This is a genomic window from Massilia psychrophila, from assembly GCF_002760665.1.
In the GTDB taxonomy this organism is placed as follows: domain Bacteria; phylum Pseudomonadota; class Gammaproteobacteria; order Burkholderiales; family Burkholderiaceae_D; genus JAFCUW01.
The window spans coordinates 222,101-242,875 of record NZ_PDOB01000003.1; the positions used below are offsets into that span (position 1 = coordinate 222,101).

Consider the following 20,775-nt stretch of genomic DNA (forward strand, 5'->3'; position numbering starts at 1 on the left):
AAAATAATCCGGCGAGCCGGCGAAAGCACTGTTGGGAAGATGCAACTTTAGGCCGGGGACGGCGTTGCTGCCAGCCGTTTGCGACAGACTGCAAGATCGGCGGCGTGGAATGCATGGTCCGGCGCTGTCCTGCCGCCGGACAGCGGCCAGGGAGGATTTACGCGCTGCTGGTGGCGGCAAGCAATAATTGCTCGGCAGCTTCGGCGCTGAGAGGCTCCTTAAAATACCGCCCCTGCATTTCGTCACACAAGTTCGTCCTGAGGAAATCCATCTGGGCCCGCGTTTCGACGCACTCGGCAACCACCGTCAGGTTCAGGTTGTGGCCGATGTCGATCAGGCATTTTGCCATCGGCCCGCGGCGCGTCTGCGGCGAAATCTGGTGCACCGCGGCTTTGCCCAGCTTGACGTGCGACAGCGGCAGCTTTTGCAGGTAGTTCAGGTCCGACATGCCGTCGCCGAAGGCATCGACCGAGCGCAGTACGCCCAGTTCGCTCAATTGCCCGAGCACCTCGGCGCCCAGCAGCTGATTGCGTCCCAGGTCTTCTTCATGCACTTCGACTTGCAGGTTCGACGGCGCCAGCTCGAAACGGTCCAGCACTTCGGACAGGTACTGGACGTAGCGCGGCTTGCTGTATTCGCGCTGCGACACGTTGATCGACACCGGCATATTGGCGAAGCCTGCCTGCGCCAGGCGCCCGATGAACGCGCAGGTGTGCTCCAGCACGAGCTCGCCGAACGGCACGATCATGCCGTTTTCCTCGGCCTCGGGCAGGAAGGAGGCCGGCAGCAACAGGCCTTGCTCGGCATGATTCCAGCGCAACAGCGCCTCGAAACCCATGATGCGCCCGTTGCGCAGGCAGATTTTCGGCTGGAACATCAAAAACAATTCCTGGTTTTCGACGGCGCGGCGCATGCTGTCCTCGAAGCGCAGTTTGGCCTCGCTGGTGGTTTTCATGTCGGACGAGAAAAAGTGGACATCGTTCTTCTTGGTGGCCTTGGCGTGGTACATGGCGGCGTCGGCTGCCCGCACCAGGTCGAACGCGGTGTTGCCGTCGTGAGGATAGACGGCTACGCCGATAGCGGCGCCGACCTCGACCGCGGTATGGTTGATCACCACCGGCCGGCTCATGCACTGGCGCAGCCGCTGGACCATGCGCAAGGTAAACCGCAACGATGGCTGGTTGACCAGCACCAGCACGAACTCGTCGCCCGACAGGCGGGCCACGGTGTCGCTCTCGCGCACCGACGACAGCAGCCGCTTGGCCACCGAAGTAAGCACTTCGTCACCGGCCTCGTGACCGAGGGTGTCGTTGATTTTCTTGAAGCCGTTCAGGTCCATCATTACCGTCGCCACTAGCGACTTGTTGCGCTGGGCCATGTGGATGGCCTGTTCGAGCCGGTCCCACAGCAAGGTACGGTTGGCCAGGCCGGTGAGGGCGTCGTGGTTGACTTCGTGCTCGAGATGGGCGGTGCGCTGCTTGAGCACGGTGACGTCGTTGATGACGCCGATGAAATGGGTGACCCGGCCTTTCTCGTCGGCGACCGGCGTGACGGTCAGGTCGTTCCAGAACAGTTCGCCGTTCTTGCGCTGATTGCGGAAACTGACGTTGATCTCGCGGCGCTCATCGATGGCGCGGCGCAGCAGCGCGCGCGCTTCGAGGTCCATGCCGGGCGCGGCCATGAAGCGCGAGTCGCGCCCGACCGCTTCTTCGAGGCGGTAACCGGTAATGCGCTCGAACGCCGGGTTGACGTACTCGATCGGATTGTCGTGGCCGCCGCAGCGGGTGATCAGGATCGCGTTGCTGGCTGCGTGCAAGGCGCGTTCGCGCAGGCGCAGTTGCTGTTCCTGCTGGTGGCGCAGCGAAATGTCGAGTCCCATGCCGCACAGGTAAAATTTTCCGTTGGATTCGATACGGGCGCCGGTCAGCAGGTAGGGCGTGCCATGGCCGTCCTTGTCGATCAGGTTGGCTTCGACGAAGACCTGGTCGCCGCGCTCGAACACCTGGCGGATATTTTCGTCGATCTTGGGTTTTTCGGTTACGTCGAACAAATCGAGTGCCTGGGCTGTGAGCATTTCTTCGGCGGTGTAACCAGTGACCGCCTCGAGGGTCTTATTCCACAGCACGAAAGTAGCGTCGTCGCGCAGCACGTAAAAGGTGCCGGGCAGGACGTTGATGACCGTGCGCAGGTGCATGCTGCCGATCTGCGCGCTTTCCGAGCCATCTTGGAGGTTTGAAAAAATCGCGACGCAGCCGCTGAAATGGCCGTCGGCGTCGGCTTGCGGCAAGAGCGTAAGATCGGCCTCAAGCGCGGCCGCCGGATCGGCCCGCGGCACCCCCGCGGGCCGGGCGAACTCGACCTTCAGTTGCAGCGCCTCGCCAGCCTGCTGCAGCGAAGGCCAGCGCAGCGCCACCTCGACGGCGCCGGCATCGCTCAGCAAGACACCGATCGGGTGATTCAAAATAAAGGTCGCCTGGATGCCGAAGAGCGCTTCGCAGCCGGCATTCCAGGTGACGATGGCGGCATTTTGATCGACCAGACACGCAGCATGGGAGGTCGGTTCGCTGACTGGCATGGAGCTCTCGGTGAAAATGATTCAATTTTATTTTTGGTACAACTTTCCCATAATTGGACCGCTTCCACTTGTGGTTGGTTCGCGTTTTTCTTTGTTGCCTTATTTTTTTTAAGGGCAATACCTATGGCGAAAAAAAACCACGGCGTGCCGTGGTTGATTGCGATTGACGCCGATGCGCTCAGGCGACGGCGACCTCTTCCCTGGGCGGCAAGGCGACCTGGTTGTCGGTGCTGAACTGATAGTCCTTGAACACGTGCTCGGCCGACAGGATCTGGTACTGGCCATCGTCGAGTTGATGGGTGGTGTCCTTGAGCCGGTAAGTGGTGTGGCCGCAGGTCCAGCAATTGAAGTTGCGCATGTGTGTGCACAGGCAGGTCTTGTCCATCACCACGATGGTTTTCGAGTCCGGGTTGGCCAGCACTTCGCGGTTGTACGAGTTAATGTAGGAACAGTTGCCGGTGGCGTCAAGCAGATAACCGTACGACTCGCAGCCCGGGCGGATGCCGGAGCCGATCGCCGGCGTATTTTTCAGCATCCGCATCGGGTAGCCGGTCGGCGAGACGCCATTGACGATGATGTCGGCTTCGGTGGCGCGGATGTATTCCTGCTTGACGTCGTCGGGCAGGCCGCACTCGTGGGTCATGGTGAAACGGGTCGCGACCTGGACGCCGCCGGCGCCTTTTTCAAGGAAACCGACCGCGTCCGAGCCGGTGAAGATGCCGCCGGCGGCGATCAGCGGAATCTGCAGGTTTTCGGCGCGCAGGAAAGCCTGGATCTCGTCCATGATGGTGTGCAGGTCGTACTCGGCCCAGTCGAGGCCGAAGCCGAGGTGGCCACCGGCCAGCGGGCCTTCGACGATGACGAAGTCGGGCAGGCGGTCAAGCCTGGAAATCTTGCGCAAGAACAGCTGCAGCGCGCGCACCGACGACACGATGATGCCGAGCTTGGCGTCACGAAAACGCGGATGGTCGGCGATCAGCGCAAACGAGCCGAGGTGCAGGCCAGCCGACATGGTAATGCCGTCGATACCGGCGTCGAGCGCGGCGACCAGGCGCGTGCGCAAGGTCTCCCTCGGCGAATTCATGGTCAGCTTTTCCATGCAATTGACGAAGATCAGGCCATCGCCGCGCTTCGCTTCCATGGTTTTACCAACGTGCAGCAGGGTCGCTTCGGCCAGGCGCGCCAAGTCGAACTGGACCACCGCCTTGTCCATGTTGTTGATGTTGAACTTATACGTCTTGGTCTTTTCCTTGACGAAGCTGGTGTCGAATTTACGGTCCGAAACGTCTTGCACCATTGCATCTGAGATATGGCCGATACCGCCCAGGCGGCACACTTCGAGCGCCAGTTCCGAGGTCGAAATATCGACACCCATGCCGCCCACCATAATGGGAACATAGTCCTTGTTGCCCAAATGCAGGCGGAAGTCATCAACACGTTTCATTGCTATCCTTAAACTACCTACCAGGTTTTACAGGCGCGCTAGCACGGCCGCAACTGGGCCAGTTTGCGCGTCCTCAATTCTACCCTAAGCACGATTTGGTTTCACGCAGTGTTCAGCATAGTCCCCCGCGCCGCAGTAGCTACTCGGCAGCCGCATAATACGTATTAGTCGCGGAAATTATTGAATTCGAGCGGCATGTCCGGCACGTCCTTGCGCAACATCGCCATCGCCGCCTGCAGGTCGTCGCGCTTGGCGCCGGTAATCCGCACCGCTTCGCCCTGGATACTGGCTTGCACCTTCATTTTGCTGTCCTTGATGACGCGCACGATTTTTTTGGCGTCGTCGGACTCGATGCCGTTCTTGATCTTGATGACCTGCTTGACCTTGTCGCCGCCGATTTTCTCAATCTTGCCGGGGTCGAGGAAGCGCACATCGACCTTGCGCTTGGCCAGCTTGGTGGTAAGCACGTCGCGGACCTGTTCGAGCTGGAAGTCGGCGTCGGCGAACGCGGTCAGTTCATTGTCCTTCTGTTCGACCTTGGCCGAACTGCCCTTAAAATCGAACCGGGTGGTGATTTCCTTGTTGGACTGCTCGACCGCGTTCTTTACTTCGATCATGTCTGCTTCGGAGACGACATCAAACGAGGGCATGGTAAATTCCTTTTTCTTGCAGATGATAGATAGCGATATTTTAACGGACAACCGGGGCCGCCGCCGACGCGTGCGCCGCAAAGCCACGGGTTGCCGACGAGTTTCCTATTATAATCGTCGCAACCACGAACCCGCCATGCCTCCAGACCTCGCCATCGCCCACGATTTCCCCCTCGCATCTTGCAACACGTTCGGCATCGACGCGCGCGCGCGATGCTACGTGCGCATCGCCAGCGTGGCCGAGCTGGCCGCCGCGCTGGCCGACCCGCGCCTGGCCGGCATGCCGCGCCTGCTGCTGGGCGGCGGCAGCAACATCGTGCTCACCGGCGACTTCGACGGCGTGGTGCTGCACATGGCAATCATGGGGCGCGAAGTACTCGGTGAGGAGGGGCCGGATGGCAAATTCACGCTGGTGCGTGCCGCCGCCGGCGAGAACTGGCATGCGCTGGTGCAGTGGACGCTGGCGCAGGGACTGGGCGGGCTGGAAAACATGTCGCTCATTCCCGGCACCGTGGGGGCGGCGCCAATCCAGAACATCGGTGCCTACGGCGTCGAGCTGAAGGACGTGTTGCATTCGGTAACGGTGTACGAGCTCGCCACCGGCCGGCTGCGCAGCATGGCTGCTTCTGCCTGCCGCTTCGGTTACCGCGACAGCGTGTTCAAGCACCAGGATGGCAAGGGCCTCGTCATCGTCGACGTCACCTTCGCCTTGCCGACCGCCTGGCGGGCCAACCTGGGGTATGCCGAACTGGCGCAGGCGGTGGCCGGGGCCGGCCTGGGCGCGCCGGGCCCGGCCGACATCAGCGAGATCGTGGTGGCGATCCGCCGCCGCAAGCTGCCCGATCCTGCCCTGATCGGCAATGCCGGCAGCTTTTTCAAAAACCCCGTGGTGTCAAAAACGCGCTGCGCCGAGTTGCTGGCCGCTTTTCCGGCGCTGGTGCACCATGCGCAGCGCGATGGCAGCGAAAAGCTGGCGGCCGGCTGGCTGATCGACCAGTGCGGCTGGAAAGGCCGCAAGCTCGGCGCCGCCGGGGTCTATCCGAAGCAGGCGCTGGTACTGGTCAACAACGGCGGCGCCACCGGCGCCGAGGTGCTGGCGCTGGCGCGCGCGATCACCGACGATGTCCGCCAACGCTACGGCGTGACCTTGGAGCCGGAGCCGGTGTTCGTGTAAGCCGGCTGTAACAGACCGATTTGCGGCTGCCGTCGACATCGATGTTGGCTTTGGCGGTGAGGGTGATGTTTTCAAGCGCAGTCATCGGTTTTCCCGTTGATTGTCATTGTGCGGGCCGGCCGGGCCGGCCACGATCCGGTTGCGGCCGTCGTGCTTGGCCCGGTACAGCGCCTTGTCGGCCATGGCGATCAGGCCCTCTGCGGTGCCCTCGTGCGACGGCACGATGGTCGCCAGGCCGATCGACATGCTGATGACGCCGTTCGGCGCGCGCGGATTGTCGATTGCCAGCTGTTCGATGTGGCTGCGGCAGGCGCTGGCGATCAGCAGCGCGCCTCTCTCGTCGGTATCGGGCAGCACGATCGCGAACTCTTCGCCGCCATAGCGGGCGACGACGTCGGCCGGGCGCATCAGGTGTTCGGTCAACACCGCGGCCACCTTCTTCAAGCACAGGTCGCCGGCCAGGTGGCCGAAGGTGTCGTTGTACATCTTGAAGCAGTCGATGTCGCACATCAGCAGCGACAAGGGCTTCTTGTCGCGCTTGCCGCGCTGCCATTCGGCGCGCAGCACTTCGTCGAAGCGGCGCCGGTTGGCAATGCCGGTCAGGCTGTCGAGGGCCGCCAGCTTTTGCAGTTCAATGTTGGCGTCGGCCAGGTTTTTCTGGCTAGCGCGCAAGAATCGGAAAGCTTCGTCGCGCTGCAGGCGCGAAATATAGCCTGCCGAGTGATAGCGTATGCGTGCCAGCAATTCGAGCCGGTCTGGCAGCTTGACGACGTAATCGTTGGCGCCGACGGCAAAGCTGTTGGCCTTCAGTTGCGGATTGTCCCTGGCCGACAGCACGATCACCGGCACCTGGGCCAGGCTGGCGTCGTCGCGGTAGGCGCGGATCAGGTTGATGCCATCCACGCCCGGCATGACCAGGTCTTGCAGGATCACGGTCGGCTGCAATTGGCGGGCGGTGGCGATCGCCGCGGCCGGGTCGGTGACGTAATGGAACTCGATGTCGGCATGGTCGCTGAGCATGCGGCGAACCGCCTCGACGATGATCAACTGGTCGTCGACCAGCAATACGCGCACCTTGAACTGGGTGACTGCCTGATAATCGGCAGTGATAGGGAGAGTAACTTCTGACATGACGTTAATTACCTGGTTTGCTAGGAAAATGCGGTTTGTTCAGATGGACGCCAATTGTACTTTTCAACGCCATTGCGATGTTTTCTAATGAAAGGATGCGTTCGGCGGCATCGATTTCGGCGGCGGCGCGTGGCATTCCGTACACGGCGCTGCTGGCCTGGTCCTGGGCGAAGGTGGCCTTGCCGGCTTGGCGCAGCGCCAGCAGGCCGCGGGCGCCGTCGCGGCCCATCCCGGTCAGCAATACGCCGGTCGCGCCAAGCTTCCAGTGCGCCGCGACGCACTCGAAGAACACGTCGATCGACGGCCGGTAGACGTACTCCTCGGGCTGCGCATCGTAATGCAGGCGGTGGACGCAATCGAGCCGCACATGGTCGTTGGTGCGCGCCACCTGCACCACGTCCGGGACAAGCGCATCGCCGTCGTCGATGACGCGCACCGCAATGGCGAGCTGGTCGCCCAGCCATTTGGCGAAGTGGCCGGCGAAGTTGGCGTCGATGTGCTGCACCACCACGATGGCGGTGCCGGCGGCGGGCGTCCAGCCGGTCAGGATTCTGGCGATCGCAACGGGGCCGCCGGTGGAGGCGCCGATTGCCAACAGGTGTTTTACGTCGCCGGCCGCGCCGCGCCCGGCCGGCATGGAGGACGCCGGTGCGTTCGCCCGAATCAGCTTGCCGATGGTCTTGATTTTGGCCAGCAGCTGGGTTGCCCCGTCCGCGCCAGCCAGTATCGGCGTGGCGGTGACGTCGAGCGCGCCGGCGCCGAGCGCGCGGAACACCTGGCCGACATTGTCCTGCGGGCGCGCCGTGACGATCAAAATCGCGCACGGCGTCTGCCGCATGATTGTCCGGGTCGCCTCGACGCCGTCCAGTTCCGGCATGTTCAAATCCATCAGCACCAGGTCGGGGCGCTTGTCAACGCACATCCGTACCGCCTCCGCGCCGCTGCGCGCGATCCACAGCACCTCGTGTTCGCGGCTCCCGGCCACCGCGCGGCGCAGCGCCTCGGCTGCCATCGCAACATCGTTGACGATGCCGATCTTCATGCGCCGCTCTCGCCGATCAGGTCGAACACGGCGTCGAGCAAGGTCTCGTCGTGGAAGCTGCCCTTGGCCAGGTAGTAGTCGGCGCCGGCCGTCATGCCGCGCGCGCGGTCGTCAGGCCGGTCCTTGTACGACACGATCATCACCGGCAGCTTGTGCAGGTGGATGTCCTTGCGGATCATGCCGACCAGTTCGACACCGTCCATGCGCGGCATGTCGACGTCGGTGATGACCAGGTCGTAGGCGTCGGAGCGCACCGCGTTCCAGCCGTCGACGCCGTCGATGGCGATGTCGACCTGGTAGCCGCGCCCCTGCAACAGTTTTTTTTCCATCTCGCGCACGGTCAGCGAATCGTCGACTACGAGGATGCGCCTGGCCTGGCGCTGTTGTTGTGCACCTCGTTGTTCACCTCGTTGTTCGCTTGGCTGGGCCAGCGGCTGCAGGCCGCCATCGCCCAGCAGCTTGTCGATCGACAGCAGCAGGTCGGCGATGTCGAGCACCAGCACCGGCGCGCCGTCGTCGAGCAGGGCGGCCGAGGCGATGTCGCGCAGCTTGCCGAACACCTGGTCGATCGGCTGCACCACCAGGCTTTGCTCGCCGCGGATGGCGTCGACCGCCAGCGCGTAACGGCGCGCGCCGGCGCCGATTACCACCACCGCCAGTTCGCCGGCGGGCGGCGCCATTGGGCCCAGTTCCAGCACCTGGGCCGCCGACACCAGGCCCAAGTGCTCGCCGTTTGCTTCGAAGAATTGCTTGCCCTCGAGCGTGTGGAGATCCGCCGGCGCCACCTTCAGTACGCGTTCGACCTTGACGATCGGGATCGCATACGCCTCGCCGCCGACGTCGATTACCAGCGCGCGCACGATCGACTGGGTCAGCGGCAGCGTGATCGACGTGCGCGCGCCTTTGCCCGGTTCCGACTCCATGCGCACGCTGCCGTTTTGGGCGCGGATTGCCTGCAGGACGATGTCGAGGCCGACGCCGCGCCCGGAAATCGCGCTGGCGGTTTCCTTCATCGTGAATGCGGGCAGGAACAGGAACTCCATCAGTTCGGCCTTCGACATCGCCTGCGCCATCGGCACGCTTGCCAGTTGTCGGGTAACGATCGACCTGCGGATCTTGTCGAAGTCGACGCCGCGGCCGTCGTCGCTGACGACGATCGACAGCATGCCGTTGCGATGACGGGCTTCGAGAAGGATGGCGCCGGCGGCCGGCTTGCCGGCGGCCAGCCGTTGCTCTTTTGCCTCGATGCCGTGGTCGACGGCATTGCGCAGCATGTGGCCAAGCGGACCTTCGATGCTGGCCAGGACGTCGCGGTCGACCAGCGTGTCTTCGCCGCTGATGGTCAGCTGGGCTTCTTTGCCGAGGCTGCGCGCCAGGTCGCGTACCATACGGCCGAACGCATGCACGCCGTCGCGCAATGGCCGCATGCGCAGCGCCAGCACTTCGTCGACCAGCTTGTTCGACACGCTCAGCACGCGCCGTTCGTAGCTGTCGATATTGGCCATATGCTCATGCAGGCTCTGCTTGAGCGGATGGGTTTTCTGCAGCACCAGCGCGCACTGTTCTGCAAGCGCCGGGTCGGCGCTGCGCACCAGCGCTTCGTGCAGCTTTTCGATGGCCTGGAACAGGCTGGTCTGGTTGCGCTTGAAGCGCTGCAGCGAAGCTGTCACCGGCACCAGTTGGTGGGCATTGATGCGCGTTTCGCTGGCCAGGGCCAGCAGCCGGTCGTAGTTTTGCTGTGCGGCGCGCGGCGCCGCTGCCTGTGGCGCGATTTCCGCAAGTTCTGCCGCCGCCACCATGGCCGAGGGCGGCGCCTCGTTAAATTGCGCCACCTGCGCCACCTGCGCCACCTGCGCCATCGCCGCCTGGATGCGGGCGGCATTCTGCCCGAGCCAGCCGGCGACGCCGTCTTCGCTTGACCTGGAACACTGCACGATCAGGTCGACGCCGGCCAGCAGCGCGTCGATGCGCGCGGCCGTGAGCAGTTTGCCGTGCTGAGCCGCCACAAACGCGTCCTCCATCGCATGCGCGAGCTGCACCACGGCGTCGAGCCCGACGATGGCGGCGGCGCCCTTGATCGAGTGGGCAGCGCGCATCAGCGATTCGACCGTCGCGGGATCGCCGGCGCCGGCGTTGCTTTCCAGCGCCAGCAGGCCGTCGATCAGCGTGCGGGCCTGGCCGTCGGCTTCCATGCGAAACAGGTCCATCATCGAAAAGCTGCTGAGGTCGGCGTGGTCCGGGCTCATCGCAGCATCCTTGTCAGTTGGTGGCCGATCAGCTGCGCATCGAGTACGCCGACCTGCATGTCAGCGTGCGCCAGCACGCCCGTCAGGAAGCGGCCGAGTCCCTTGTTGATGGTGGCCGCCGGCGCCATCAGGGCGGCGTGCGCGTAGCGGGCGATGCCGTGCAGGTCGGCCACCGGCAGGGCGAAGGACTGGCCTTCCCACTGCAGCACCAGCAGGCGCGCGAAAACGTGGCGCCGCAGCGCCGTCGGCCCGTCCTGTTCGTCGATGCCGAGCAGCTCGCCGAGCGACATCATCGGGATCACCGTGCCGGCGACGTTGACGATGCCGAGCAGGCAGCCGTTGGCGCGGTGCGGCAGCCGGTGGCCGGGCGCGGTTGGCGCCACGCTGCCGACGACAAGCGTGGGCAGTGCCAGCCATTCGCGGCCGATGCGAAACACCAGGACCGAACGGTCGCTGGCGCCGCGCCGCGCCTGCGGCTGGCGCAAAATAGCAGCCCATTGTGCGCGGTATTCAGAGCCTACCGGGCGCTGCAGGTTGCGCTGGGCCGCGTTCGACACTACCTCGCAATTGCGGCAGTGAATATGCTGTTCGAGCCTGGCGCAACTCTGGTCACCGCTCGCGCCGATGCGGTTCCAGCAGTCGTCGATCGGCGCCAGGTTCGCTGCCACTTCGATGGGAATAGTGTTCATCGCGCCGTGCCCCCGCTGTGCTAGCGCTCGAAGATGCGGGCGGCGCGCTGGCGCCACGCCTGCGCCTGCGGTGCGTCGCCGCCCCGCTCGGCCAGCAGTGCGAGGTGGCACAGCGCGTCGTAATGGCCGGGCCGCAGGTAGACGCAGCGACGCCAGTGCTCTTCGGCGGCGGCGCTGTCGTGCGCGCACTCGCTGACCATACCGAGGATGAAATAGGCGTCGGCCGAATCGGGCTCGCACGCCAGTAGCGCGCGGCAGGCGGCGCCGGCGCCCTTGTGGTCGCCCGCATCGGACAAACGGCGCGCTTTGGCCAGCAGGTCAGGGGCGTGCGGGGCGGCGGTAATCACGGCTGCCAGGACCTGCTGCGGCTTGTGTTGTCGGCGCTCGGGCGCCGCTGCCCGCGTTGCGATCCTGGCTGTATTGGCAATCCCGGCGGCGGCTTCACCGGGTTCCGCCTTGCGCAGCGCAAAGGCGCCGCGCAGGCGCAGGGGCGCGAAGCCGTGACGGCAGAACGCCGGCACTTCGGCGTAACCGGCAAACAGCATGCCGTCGTCGGCCAGCACGCTGCGCAGTACGGCGATGGCGGCGGCGGCGGTGGGCTCGTCGAAGTAGATCAGCAGGTTACGGCAGAACACCACGTCGTAGCGGCCAGCGCCGGCCACGGTGTCGAGGCCAAGCAGGTTCGCCTGCGAAAAGCCGACCTGGGCGCGCAACGCGTCGCTGATCTGGAACTCGTCGCCATGGCGGCTGAAGTGGCGCTGACGAAAGAGAAGGTCGGCGCCGCGGAAGGCATTGCGGGTGTAGCGTCCGGCTTGCGCCCGTTTGACTGCGCAAGCGGACAGGTCGACGCCTTCGATGCGGATTGATGCCGGCGCCACGCCAGCGTCGGCCAGCGCCATCGCCATCGAATACGGTTCCTCGCCGGCGGCGCAGGGGATCGACAAAATCCGCACCACCCGCGCCGGCCGCCCGGCCAGGCAGTGGCGCACATGCGCGGTGGCGGCGGCAAAGGCGTCGGCATCGCGGAACATCCACGACTCCGGCACCACCACCAGTTCGATCAGCGCCGCCAGTTCGGCCGGCGCCATGTCCTGCAGATATTTCAGGTACAGGCCGGTGTCGGCCATGCCACATTTGGCCATGCGCTCGCGCAGCGCGCGCTCGACGACCCGCTCGCTCAGGTCGAGGCCGCTGGCCTGGCGCAGCAGTTCACGCGCGCTCATGGCGCCACCGCGCTCGTTGCAAACAGCAGGGCACGCACATCAAGCGGGAGCAACTGCGCCAGTTCAACCAGCTGGACCATGCCGGCGCCGGTGGCGGCGACCTGACCGAGGAAAGGCGCCGCTTGGATACCGCTGTCGGCCAGGTCGGCCTCGATCAGCGTTTCGATGCCGAGCACGTGCTCGGCCAGCAGGCCGAGCGGGCGCACGCAGCTGTTTCCACCCTTGCCGCCAACCTCGTAGTCAACCAGGATGATACGGGTGTCGAACCAGATCTGCAGCGGCGTGACGCCGGCCAGGCGCGACAGATCGAGTACCGGCACCGGTTCGCCGTGCAGGTCCATCAAACCGGCGACGAACGGCGGCGCCAGCGGCAGCTGGCGCAACTGGGCCGCCGGCAGCACGCGCGCAATGGCGCCCAGGCGCAGGCCGTAGCGGTCGGCCCCGATGGAAAACACCAGCACTTTCATGGCAACACTCAGCTGTTCACGGCGAAGGTGGCGACCGACGACTGCAGGTCGCTGGCGGCATACTGCAGCTGGTACACCGCTTCGCTGGTGGCCTTGAGCGATTCGACCGTCTGCTGGGTGGCGTCGTTAAGCTGCATCATGGTGTCGGAAATCTGCGAGGCGCCAACCGCCTGCGACTGCATACCCTGCAGCACCAGGTCGAACTGCGGCGCCAGTTTCTGCACCTGGTCCATGACCGACGACAGCTGGTTGCTTACCTGGCGCACTTCGCCGACGCTGCGGCGCACTTCTTCCGAAAATTTGTCCATGCCCATCACGCTGGCCGCCACCGCCGACTGCATCTCCTTGAGCATCTGGTCGATGTCCCAGGCCGACACCGACGTCTGGTCGGAGAGGCGGCGGATTTCGGTCGCCACCACCGAGAAGCCGCGGCCGGCGTCGCCCGCTTTTTCGGCTTCGATGGCGGCGTTCAGCGACAGGATGTTGGTCTGGTCGGCAACCTTGGTGATGGTGATCAGCACGCTGTTGATGTTGCTGGCCTTTTCCGACAGCGCGGCCAGCTTGGCGTTGATCGAATCGGTGGCCGACACCATGTGCTGCATGGTCAGGTCCATGCGCTTGAGGTTGTTCTGCGCTTCGGCGGTGGCGCTGGTGGTGTAGTCGGCTACCGCCGTGGCGTCTTCCATGGTGCGCAGCAGCTGGGCGGTGTTGGCGGAGATTTCCTTCGTCGTCGACAGGACCTCGACGCTGGTCTGGGCCTGTTCGATGCCGGTTGCTTCCTGCTGCCTGGCGGAAGCGGCGATTTCAGTGGCCGACGTGGTCACCTGGATGCCGGCCTTTTGCACGTTGTTGAGCAGCCGGCGCAGGTTGTCGAACATCGTTCCAAGGCCGTCGCCAAGACGGCCGATCGCATCAACGCCGCCGACGGCGACGCTGCCGGTCAAATCGCCCGAAGCCGCTTTTGACACCACGTCGAGCAGCGCGTCGACTTTCGCGCGCAGTTCATTGGTGGCGGCCAGCTCCTTGGCCTGGCTGTCCTGGATCGCCTGCGCCATGCGGTTGAATTCGACCGTGACCTTGCCCATCTCGTCGTTCGAGGCGACTTCGGCGCGCGCTGCCTGGTCGCCCCTGGCGATCCGGCCGACGGCGCGGGTCAGGCTGTTGAGCGGACCGAGCAGCGCATTGGTGAGCAGTGCGCCGATGATCGCGGCGAGCAGCAGGCACACCAGGCCACCGCCGCCGAGCAGCAGGAACATTGTCTGCTGCAACTCGGTCGATGCCTTGCTGCGCACCGCCAGCAAGCGCGTCTCTTCTTTGGCGATCTCGTCGATCAGTTTGCGGATGTCGGCCACTGCGCGCGTGCCGTTGAGTACGTCGTTGGCGCTGGCGACCTGCTGGGACACGCCCAGCGACCGGTTCACTTCGCGGCGTTTTTCGATAAGCGGGTTGATCACGTTGCTGATCCAGTGATCGAGCATCGGCCCGAGCCGGCCGAGACGTTCCTGCTGGTGGGGGTTGTCGACGGTGAGCGCCCGCGACCTGGCCAGGTGGGCGCGCGCTTCGGCTTCTTCCTCCTGGATCGGCACGATGATTAATTCATTGCCGGTCAACATGAAACCGCGGGTCGCGGCCTGGATCTGCAGCGTCGAGGTGGAAATATGGTTGGTTTCAAGCAGCACCTCGAGGGTGTGGCGGTCCCATTCGTTTGCGGTCGAAAGCCGGGAGAGATTGTTGTACGCCAGCGCCAGCAAGAGCAGGAAAATGGCGACGATGGCGCCCAGGCCCAGGGTGATTTTGCTCTTGATGCGCAAGTGTTGGAACATGAATTCTCCGGATACGGTATTGACCCGCGTAAATGTATCATTTTGGCGAGCGCGGCGCGACAATGTGCCGGGGCGGGCGTGGTTTTCCAGGGGGAAATAAAAAAGGCCGCCGGAAGGCGGCCTGTCAACTTTCCGGCTTGGCGGCTGAATTTACTGGCCGCGCTTGGCGCGCGCCACGGCGGCGATGCGCATGCGCAGCGCATTGAGCTTGATGAAGCCGCCGGCGTCGGCCTGGTTGTAGGCGCCGCCGTCTTCGTCGAAGCTGGCGATGTTCATGTCGAACAGCGAATCGGTCTTCGAATCGCGCGACACGACAATCACGTTACCTTTGTATAGCTTGATCCGCACCCAGCCGTTGACCGACTGCTGGGTATGGTCGATCAGGGTCTGCAGCGCGACGCGTTCCGGCGCCCACCAGTAGCCGTTGTAGATCATCGACGCATAGCGCGGCATCAGGTCGTCCTTCAAGTGCGCCACTTCACGGTCGAGCGTGATCGATTCGATTGCGCGGTGGCCCTTGAGCATGATGGCGCCGCCCGGGGTTTCGTAGCAGCCGCGCGACTTCATGCCGACGTAGCGGTTCTCGACCAGGTCGAGGCGGCCGATGCCGTGCTTGCCGCCTAAACGATTGAGTTCCGTCAGCACCGCGGCCGGCGACAGGCGAACGCCGTTCAGCGCGACGATGTCGCCTTTTTCGTATTCGATGTCGAGATACTCGGCCTGGTCCGGCGCCGCTTCCGGGCTGACGGTCCAGCGCCACATGGTTTCCTCGGCTTCGGCGCTGGGGTTTTCCAGGTGGCGGCCTTCGAAGCTGATGTGCAGCAGGTTGGCGTCCATCGAATACGGCGCGCCGCCGGCCTTGTGCTTCATGTCGACCGCGATGCCGGCGTCTTCGGCGTACTGCAGCAGTTTTTCGCGCGACAGCAGGTCCCACTCGCGCCATGGCGCGATGATCTTGACGTCCGGTTTCAACGCGTAGGCGCCCAGTTCGAAGCGGACCTGGTCGTTGCCCTTGCCGGTGGCGCCGTGGGAAATCGCGTCGGCGCCGGTGGCGTTGGCGATTTCGATCAGGCGCTTGGCGATCAGGGGGCGGGCGATCGAGGTGCCGAGCAGGTATTCGCCTTCGTATACGGTGTTCGCGCGAAACATCGGGAACACGAAATCGCGCACGAATTCCTCGCGCACGTCGTCGATGTAAATGTTCTCCGGCTTGATGCCGAACTTGATCGCCTTGGCGCGCGCCGGTTCCAGTTCTTCGCCCTGGCCCAGGTCGGCCGTGAAGGTGACGATTTCGCAGCCGTAGTTGTCTTGCAGCCATTTCAGGATGACGGAGGTATCGAGGCCGCCCGAATAGGCGAGGACTACTTTTTTAATGTCGCTCATGGAAATTCCAGTGTGTAGATGATGATTTAATCAGGTGCGTGTCCAGCAGGTTCGATGCGGCCGAGCAGCAGGTATTCGATCAGCGCCTTTTGCACATGCAGGCGGTTTTCGGCCTCGTCCCAGACCACCGATTGCGGACCGTCGATGACGTCGGCCGACACTTCTTCGCCGCGGTGGGCCGGCAGGCAGTGCATGAACAGGGCGTCGGCCGCGGCGCGCGCCATTTTCGACGCGTCGACCATGAAGCCGTCGAAAGCTTGCAGGCGCTCGGCGTTTTCCTTTTCAAAACCCATGCTGGTCCAGACGTCGGTGGTGACCAGGTGGGCGCCTTCGCAAGCATCGGACGGGTTGTCGAAAAAGGTGAAGCGTTCAGTACTCACGAGCGAATGGTCGATGTCGTAACCCTTCGGGGTCGACACGTTCAGGTGAAAGCCGAAGACCTCGGCCGCCTGCAGCCACGAGTACAGCATGTTGTTGGCGTCGCCGATCCACGCCACCGTCTTGCCGGCGATGGCGCCGCGGTGTTCGACGAAGGTGAAGATATCGGCCAGCACCTGGCACGGGTGGTGCTCGTTGGTCAGGCCGTTAATCACCGGCACGCGCGAATTGGCGGCGAACCGCTCGATGATCTCCTGGCCGAAGGTGCGCACCATGATGATGTCGCACATTCGGCTCATCACCTGGCCGGCGTCTTCGACCGGCTCGCCGCGCCCGAGCTGGCTGTCGCGCGTGTTCAGGTAGATCGCCGCGCCGCCGAGCTGGTGCATGCCGGCCTCGAACGACAGCCGGGTGCGGGTCGAGTTTTTCTCGAACACCATCACCAGCGTGCGGTCGATCAGCGGGTGATAGATCTCGTAGCTCTTGAATTTCCGCTTGATGATGGCAGCGCGTTCGATGACGTACTCGAATTCGGCCAAGGTGAAGTCGGAGAACTGCAGGAAGTGCTTGATCGGTTTGGTGGTAGACATACAGGCAACTTTGACGGGGCGGCTGACTCGCAATTATAAAGCCAATGCTTGTTTTCCGGGAAGCTCGGTCCAACCCCTAATACAGCGTCTGCGCCGACTCGTGCAGCAGCTGGCCGTACAGCGTATGGCGGAACCTGGCGATCTTGCCTTCGGCGACAGCCGTCAAAATAGCGCATTGCGGCTCGATCAGGTGGCGGCAGTTGTAAAATTTGCAGCCACCAAGGTAGGGCTTGAACTCGACAAAGGCGCGCTCCAGCATCCCTTCGGACAGGTGGTACAGGCCGAACTCCTGGAAGCCGGGCGAGTCGATGATCGAGCCGCCGCCCACGACATCGTACAGGCGCGTAAAAGTGGTGGTGTGCTTGCCGGTGTCGAGGGCGGCGGAGATTTCGCGCACGGCGATGTCGGCGTCCGGCACCAGCAGGTTGATCAGCGACGACTTGCCCATGCCGGACTGGCCGATGAAGATCGACGACTGGCCTTCCAGCAGCGGCGTCAATGTGGCCACCGCGTGCTGCGGGTCGGCGCGGGCCGACACTTCGTGCAGCGGGTAGCCGAGCGAAGTGTAGGTGAGCAGGCGCTCGCGTGCTTTCGGCAGCAGCTCGCTGACGTCGGTTTTATTGAGGATCAGGTGGGCTTCGATGCCGGCCGCTTCGGCCGCCACCAGTGAACGCGAAATGAGGTCGTCGGCAAATCCCGGTTCGGTGGCGACGACGATAAACAGGCGCGTCAGGTTGGCCGCCAGCAGCTTCGACTTGTACTGGTCGGAGCGGTACAGCAGCGTGTTGCGCTCGACGGTCGATCCGATCACGGCCTGGTCTTCCGACGTCATGGTGAGGTTGACGACGTCGCCTACCGCGATGTTGGTTTTCCTGGCGCGGGTGACGCACTGCAGCTTGCGCCCATCGACGTCAGCCAGGTAGTGACGGCCGTGGGCGGCGATGATGATGCCGGTCAGGCCGCTCATGCGTGGGTCCTTTGTGCATAGATGGCGTCGGCCTTCGCCGCGCAAATGAAATCGTTTTGCGACATTGCGCCGCCGGCCGAGTGGGTGTTGTAATTCACGATGCAGTGCTGGTAGGTGACGGTCAATTCGGGATGGTGGTCCTGCTGGTGGATCATGGCGGCGAGCGCGCCGACGAAATCGATAGTCTGGTGAAAATCGCGAAAGGCGAACGTGCGCTGCAATCGGCCGTCGACGACGCGCCAGCCGGGCACCTGCGCCAGCAGCGCGGTGAAGGCGGCGGGGTCCAGCGCGCCGGCGCCGTCGATGCAGTGTTGGTCGACGAGTTGAACAAGCAGGGTCATTGGGCCGCCAAGTCCAGGCGCCGGATCCGCACGGTGGCGCTCGGGTGGGAATCATAAAAAGCCGAGTGGATCGGATCGGGCGTCAGGGTCGAGGCATTGTCCTGGTACATTTTGACCAGCGCCGACACCAGGTCGCGCGCGTCGGTGTGGGTGGCGGCAAAGGCGTCGGCTTCGAATTCGTGCTTGCGCGAGCTGATCGAATTTAACGGCGAGAGCACAAAGGTAAAGACCGGCAGCACCAGCATGAACAGGATCAGCGCCATGGCGTCGCTGGCGAACAGCGGGTCGACGCCCAGACCAGCGTAGAACCAGGTACGCGTCTTGAGGTAGCCGAGCAGGGCGAGAAAGCCGAGCGAAACGGCGAACATGACGGCGATGCGCTTGACGATGTGCTTGAGCTTGAAGTGGCCCAGTTCGTGCGCCAGCACCGCTTCGATTTCCTGCGGCGCCAGGCGCGCGAGCAGGGTGTCGAAAAAGACGATGCGCTTGTTGGCGCCAAAGCCCGAAAAGTAGGCATTGCCATGGGCGCTGCGCTTTGAACCGTCCATCACGAACAGGCCCTTGGAGGCGAAGCCGACGCGCTGCATCAAGCCTTCGATGCGCGTCTTTAAACTGTCGTCGGCGAGCGGGGTGAATTTGTTGAACAGCGGCGCGATCACGGTCGGGAAGATCACCATCATCAGGAGTTGGAAACCGCTCAAGACCAGCCAGGCGTAAAGCCACCACCAGAAGCCGGTTTTTTCCATCAGCACCAGCACGACCCAGATCAACGGCAGGCCGATGACGGCGCCGACACCGACGCCCTTGACCATGTCGGCCAGCCACAGCCTGAGTGTCATTTTGTTGAAGCCGAAGCGTTCCTCCAGCACGAACTGGCGGTAGTAGTCGAACGGCAGGTCGAGCAGGCCGGAAATGGCGCCGAAGGCGACGATCAGGGCGATCTGGTAGGTGAGTCCTGCACCGACCAGCGGCAGCAATGCAATCGCCAGCCATTGCAGGCCGCCCATCAGGGTAAAGCCGATCAGCACGGCGCTGGAAAACAGCAGGCCGAACAAGCCCAGCTTGGTCTTGGCGATGGTGTAGTCGGCCGCTTTCTGGTGGGCGGCGAGCGCAATGCTCGCGGCGAACTCGGCAGGCACGGCGCCGCGGTTGGCGCCGACGTGACGGATGTGGCGGTTCGCCAGCCAAAAACGCAGTATCAGCGTGAAAACGAAGAAAGCGACAAACAAAACCGAAAACGCGAGTGAATACATTCTATGCCTGTGAGAAAATGCAGGATTGATTAGGCCAAGAGAGAATTATGTCACAAGCCACTGAAACCGCCGCACCCGCCGTTGCCCATCGGCCCAATGAAATGAACCTGGTGTGGGTCGACCTCGAGATGACGGGCCTGGAGCCCGATACCGACCGCATCATCGAAGTGGCGGTCGTCGTCACCGACATGCACCTCAATACCATCGCCGAAGGCCCGGTGTTTGCCATCCATCAATCCGACGAGACGCTCGACAAGATGGATGCCTGGAACAAGGGCACCCACGGCCGCAGCGGCCTGATCGACCGGGTGCGCGCATCGACGGTGAGCGAAGAGCAGGCCGAAGCGGCGCTGATCGCTTTCCTGAAACAGTTCGTCCCGGCCGGCAAGTCGCCAATGTGCGGCAATACCATCTGCCAGGACCGCCGTTTCATGGCGCGCACAATGCCCAAGCTCGAGTCGTTTTTCCACTACCGCAATCTCGACGTGTCGACCTTGAAAGAACTGTGCCGCCGCTGGAAGCCCGAGCTGGTATCCGGTTTTAAAAAGCACCAGAAGCACACGGCGCTGGCCGACATCATCGAATCGGTCGAAGAATTGAAGTACTACCGCGAGCATTTCATCAAGATGTGATCGCGTCATCTGCCATCGTAGCGATTTACGAAGGTCAACCGTTTGCCGGTTCCCTGGAAATCACTCAGTTCGATGGCAGCGACATCAAGGCCGGCTTGGCGCAATTAACAGCGACCCCCCTGTGTCAAACTACTGTGAGACAACTTCATCATGCTAATTAAGGAAGTTGCTATCACATGGAAAACCAGATGTCGCCAGCGGTAAAACAAAATGATGAACGCGAGAGTGCCGAGGTTGTCGCCGTCGCGCGCCGCCGTAAGTTCACGGCCAGCTACAAGCGGCGTATCGTGCGCGAAGCCGATGCCTGCAGCAACCCAGGCACCGTCGGTGCGCTGTTGCGTCGCGAAGGATTGTACAGCTCGCATTTGAGCAACTGGCGGCAGGAAGTCGAGGCGGCCGAACTGGCTGCTCTGCAGAGCAAGCCGCGCGGCCCCAAGCCCGGCGCCACCAAGGCGGCCGACCGCCGCGTACTTGGTCTGGAGCTGGAGGTCGCCAAGCTAAAGAAACAGCTTGGTCGCGCCGAACAAATCATCGACGTCCAAAAAAAACTTTGCGATCTGCTGGGCTTGCCAACGGCGGGGGATGTGCCGTAATGACAGCTGCCAGTACCCTGGTGCTGCCGCTTGGCGCCGCTGCCGCTTGCAAAGGCATGGGCGTGTCACGCGCCACGTACTACCGTGCCAAGTGGTCGCGCGCGGCGCTGCATACGGTGCGCCAGCCGCGACGCTCTCCGCTCGCCCTCGGAACGGCGGAGCGCCAGCAAGTGC

18 protein-coding genes are annotated in these 20,775 nt (G+C 63.6%); 3 read left to right on the plus strand and 15 right to left on the minus strand.

Features of this window, described 5'->3' with window-relative positions:
- Positions 1 to 157 precede the first annotated feature (157 nt).
- The 3 genes from CR103_RS03970 to CR103_RS03980 form a co-directional block, all read right to left on the minus strand.
- Positions 158 to 2,575 carry a sensor domain-containing protein gene (locus CR103_RS03970; RefSeq protein ID WP_099914692.1) on the minus strand — a complete coding sequence of 806 codons (2,418 nt, stop codon included), beginning with the start codon at positions 2,573 to 2,575 and terminating at the stop codon, positions 158 to 160.
- A gap of 178 nt (positions 2,576 to 2,753) precedes the next feature.
- On the minus strand, positions 2,754 to 4,019 hold the full coding sequence (locus CR103_RS03975; protein WP_099914693.1) for a nitronate monooxygenase: 1,266 nt from the start codon (positions 4,017 to 4,019) through the stop codon (positions 2,754 to 2,756).
- 164 nt (positions 4,020 to 4,183) lie between these two features.
- Positions 4,184 to 4,669: a YajQ family cyclic di-GMP-binding protein gene (locus CR103_RS03980; RefSeq protein WP_099914694.1), complete on the minus strand. Its 486-nt coding sequence runs from the start codon at positions 4,667 to 4,669 to the stop codon at positions 4,184 to 4,186.
- 136 nt (positions 4,670 to 4,805) lie between these two features.
- Between CR103_RS03980 and murB the strand changes: the two genes are divergently transcribed.
- A complete protein-coding gene (gene murB, locus CR103_RS03985) occupies positions 4,806 to 5,843 on the plus strand; it encodes a UDP-N-acetylmuramate dehydrogenase (RefSeq protein ID WP_099914695.1) in 1,038 nt (345 codons plus the stop codon).
- A gap of 81 nt (positions 5,844 to 5,924) precedes the next feature.
- On the opposite strand, the gene CR103_RS03990 is transcribed toward murB, so the two are convergent.
- From CR103_RS03990 to CR103_RS04045, 12 genes are all read right to left on the minus strand, one after another.
- Positions 5,925 to 6,974: a diguanylate cyclase gene (locus tag CR103_RS03990; protein ID WP_099914696.1), complete on the minus strand. Its 1,050-nt coding sequence runs from the start codon at positions 6,972 to 6,974 to the stop codon at positions 5,925 to 5,927.
- A gap of 4 nt (positions 6,975 to 6,978) precedes the next feature.
- Positions 6,979 to 8,016 (minus strand): chemotaxis-specific protein-glutamate methyltransferase CheB, encoded by a 1,038-nt coding sequence (cheB, locus tag CR103_RS03995; protein WP_099914697.1) that lies wholly within the window; start codon positions 8,014 to 8,016, stop codon positions 6,979 to 6,981.
- Positions 8,013 to 10,262, minus strand: a complete 2,250-nt coding sequence (locus CR103_RS04000) for a hybrid sensor histidine kinase/response regulator (protein WP_099914698.1) — start codon at positions 10,260 to 10,262, stop codon at positions 8,013 to 8,015. The genes cheB and CR103_RS04000 overlap by 4 nt, the downstream gene beginning before the upstream one ends.
- Positions 10,259 to 10,951 (minus strand): chemotaxis protein CheW, encoded by a 693-nt coding sequence (locus CR103_RS04005; RefSeq protein WP_099914699.1) that lies wholly within the window; start codon positions 10,949 to 10,951, stop codon positions 10,259 to 10,261. Before CR103_RS04005 ends, CR103_RS04000 begins: the two co-directional genes overlap by 4 nt.
- 20 nt (positions 10,952 to 10,971) lie before the next feature.
- Positions 10,972 to 12,174, minus strand: coding sequence for a CheR family methyltransferase (locus CR103_RS04010; protein ID WP_099914700.1), 1,203 nt, complete (start codon positions 12,172 to 12,174; stop codon positions 10,972 to 10,974).
- Entirely contained in the window at positions 12,171 to 12,641 is a 471-nt protein-coding gene (locus CR103_RS04015; protein WP_099914701.1) for a chemotaxis protein CheW, read from the minus strand. The genes CR103_RS04010 and CR103_RS04015 overlap by 4 nt, the downstream gene beginning before the upstream one ends.
- An 8-nt stretch (positions 12,642 to 12,649) precedes the next feature.
- On the minus strand, positions 12,650 to 14,464 hold the full coding sequence (locus tag CR103_RS04020; protein ID WP_099914702.1) for a methyl-accepting chemotaxis protein: 1,815 nt from the start codon (positions 14,462 to 14,464) through the stop codon (positions 12,650 to 12,652).
- 150 nt (positions 14,465 to 14,614) lie between these two features.
- Positions 14,615 to 15,847: an argininosuccinate synthase gene (locus tag CR103_RS04025; RefSeq protein WP_099914703.1), complete on the minus strand. Its 1,233-nt coding sequence runs from the start codon at positions 15,845 to 15,847 to the stop codon at positions 14,615 to 14,617.
- Between the two features lie 26 nt (positions 15,848 to 15,873).
- Complete coding sequence (gene argF / locus CR103_RS04030) at positions 15,874 to 16,815, minus strand: ornithine carbamoyltransferase (RefSeq protein ID WP_099914704.1); 942 nt, start codon at positions 16,813 to 16,815, stop codon at positions 15,874 to 15,876.
- A 76-nt stretch (positions 16,816 to 16,891) separates the two neighbouring features.
- Complete coding sequence (gene rsgA / locus CR103_RS04035; RefSeq protein WP_099914705.1) at positions 16,892 to 17,782, minus strand: ribosome small subunit-dependent GTPase A; 891 nt, start codon at positions 17,780 to 17,782, stop codon at positions 16,892 to 16,894.
- Entirely contained in the window at positions 17,779 to 18,123 is a 345-nt protein-coding gene (locus CR103_RS04040) for a 4a-hydroxytetrahydrobiopterin dehydratase (protein WP_099914706.1), read from the minus strand. Before CR103_RS04040 ends, rsgA begins: the two co-directional genes overlap by 4 nt.
- Positions 18,120 to 19,376: a M48 family metallopeptidase gene (locus CR103_RS04045; RefSeq protein ID WP_099914707.1), complete on the minus strand. Its 1,257-nt coding sequence runs from the start codon at positions 19,374 to 19,376 to the stop codon at positions 18,120 to 18,122. Before CR103_RS04045 ends, CR103_RS04040 begins: the two co-directional genes overlap by 4 nt.
- Before the next feature lie 47 nt (positions 19,377 to 19,423).
- On the opposite strand from CR103_RS04045, the gene orn reads away from it, so the two are divergent.
- On the plus strand, positions 19,424 to 20,008 hold the full coding sequence (gene orn, locus CR103_RS04050) for an oligoribonuclease (RefSeq protein ID WP_180279261.1): 585 nt from the start codon (positions 19,424 to 19,426) through the stop codon (positions 20,006 to 20,008).
- A 176-nt stretch (positions 20,009 to 20,184) separates the two neighbouring features.
- Positions 20,185 to 20,601 carry a transposase gene (locus CR103_RS04055; RefSeq protein ID WP_229442735.1) on the plus strand — a complete coding sequence of 139 codons (417 nt, stop codon included), beginning with the start codon at positions 20,185 to 20,187 and terminating at the stop codon, positions 20,599 to 20,601.
- Positions 20,602 to 20,775 lie beyond the last annotated feature (174 nt).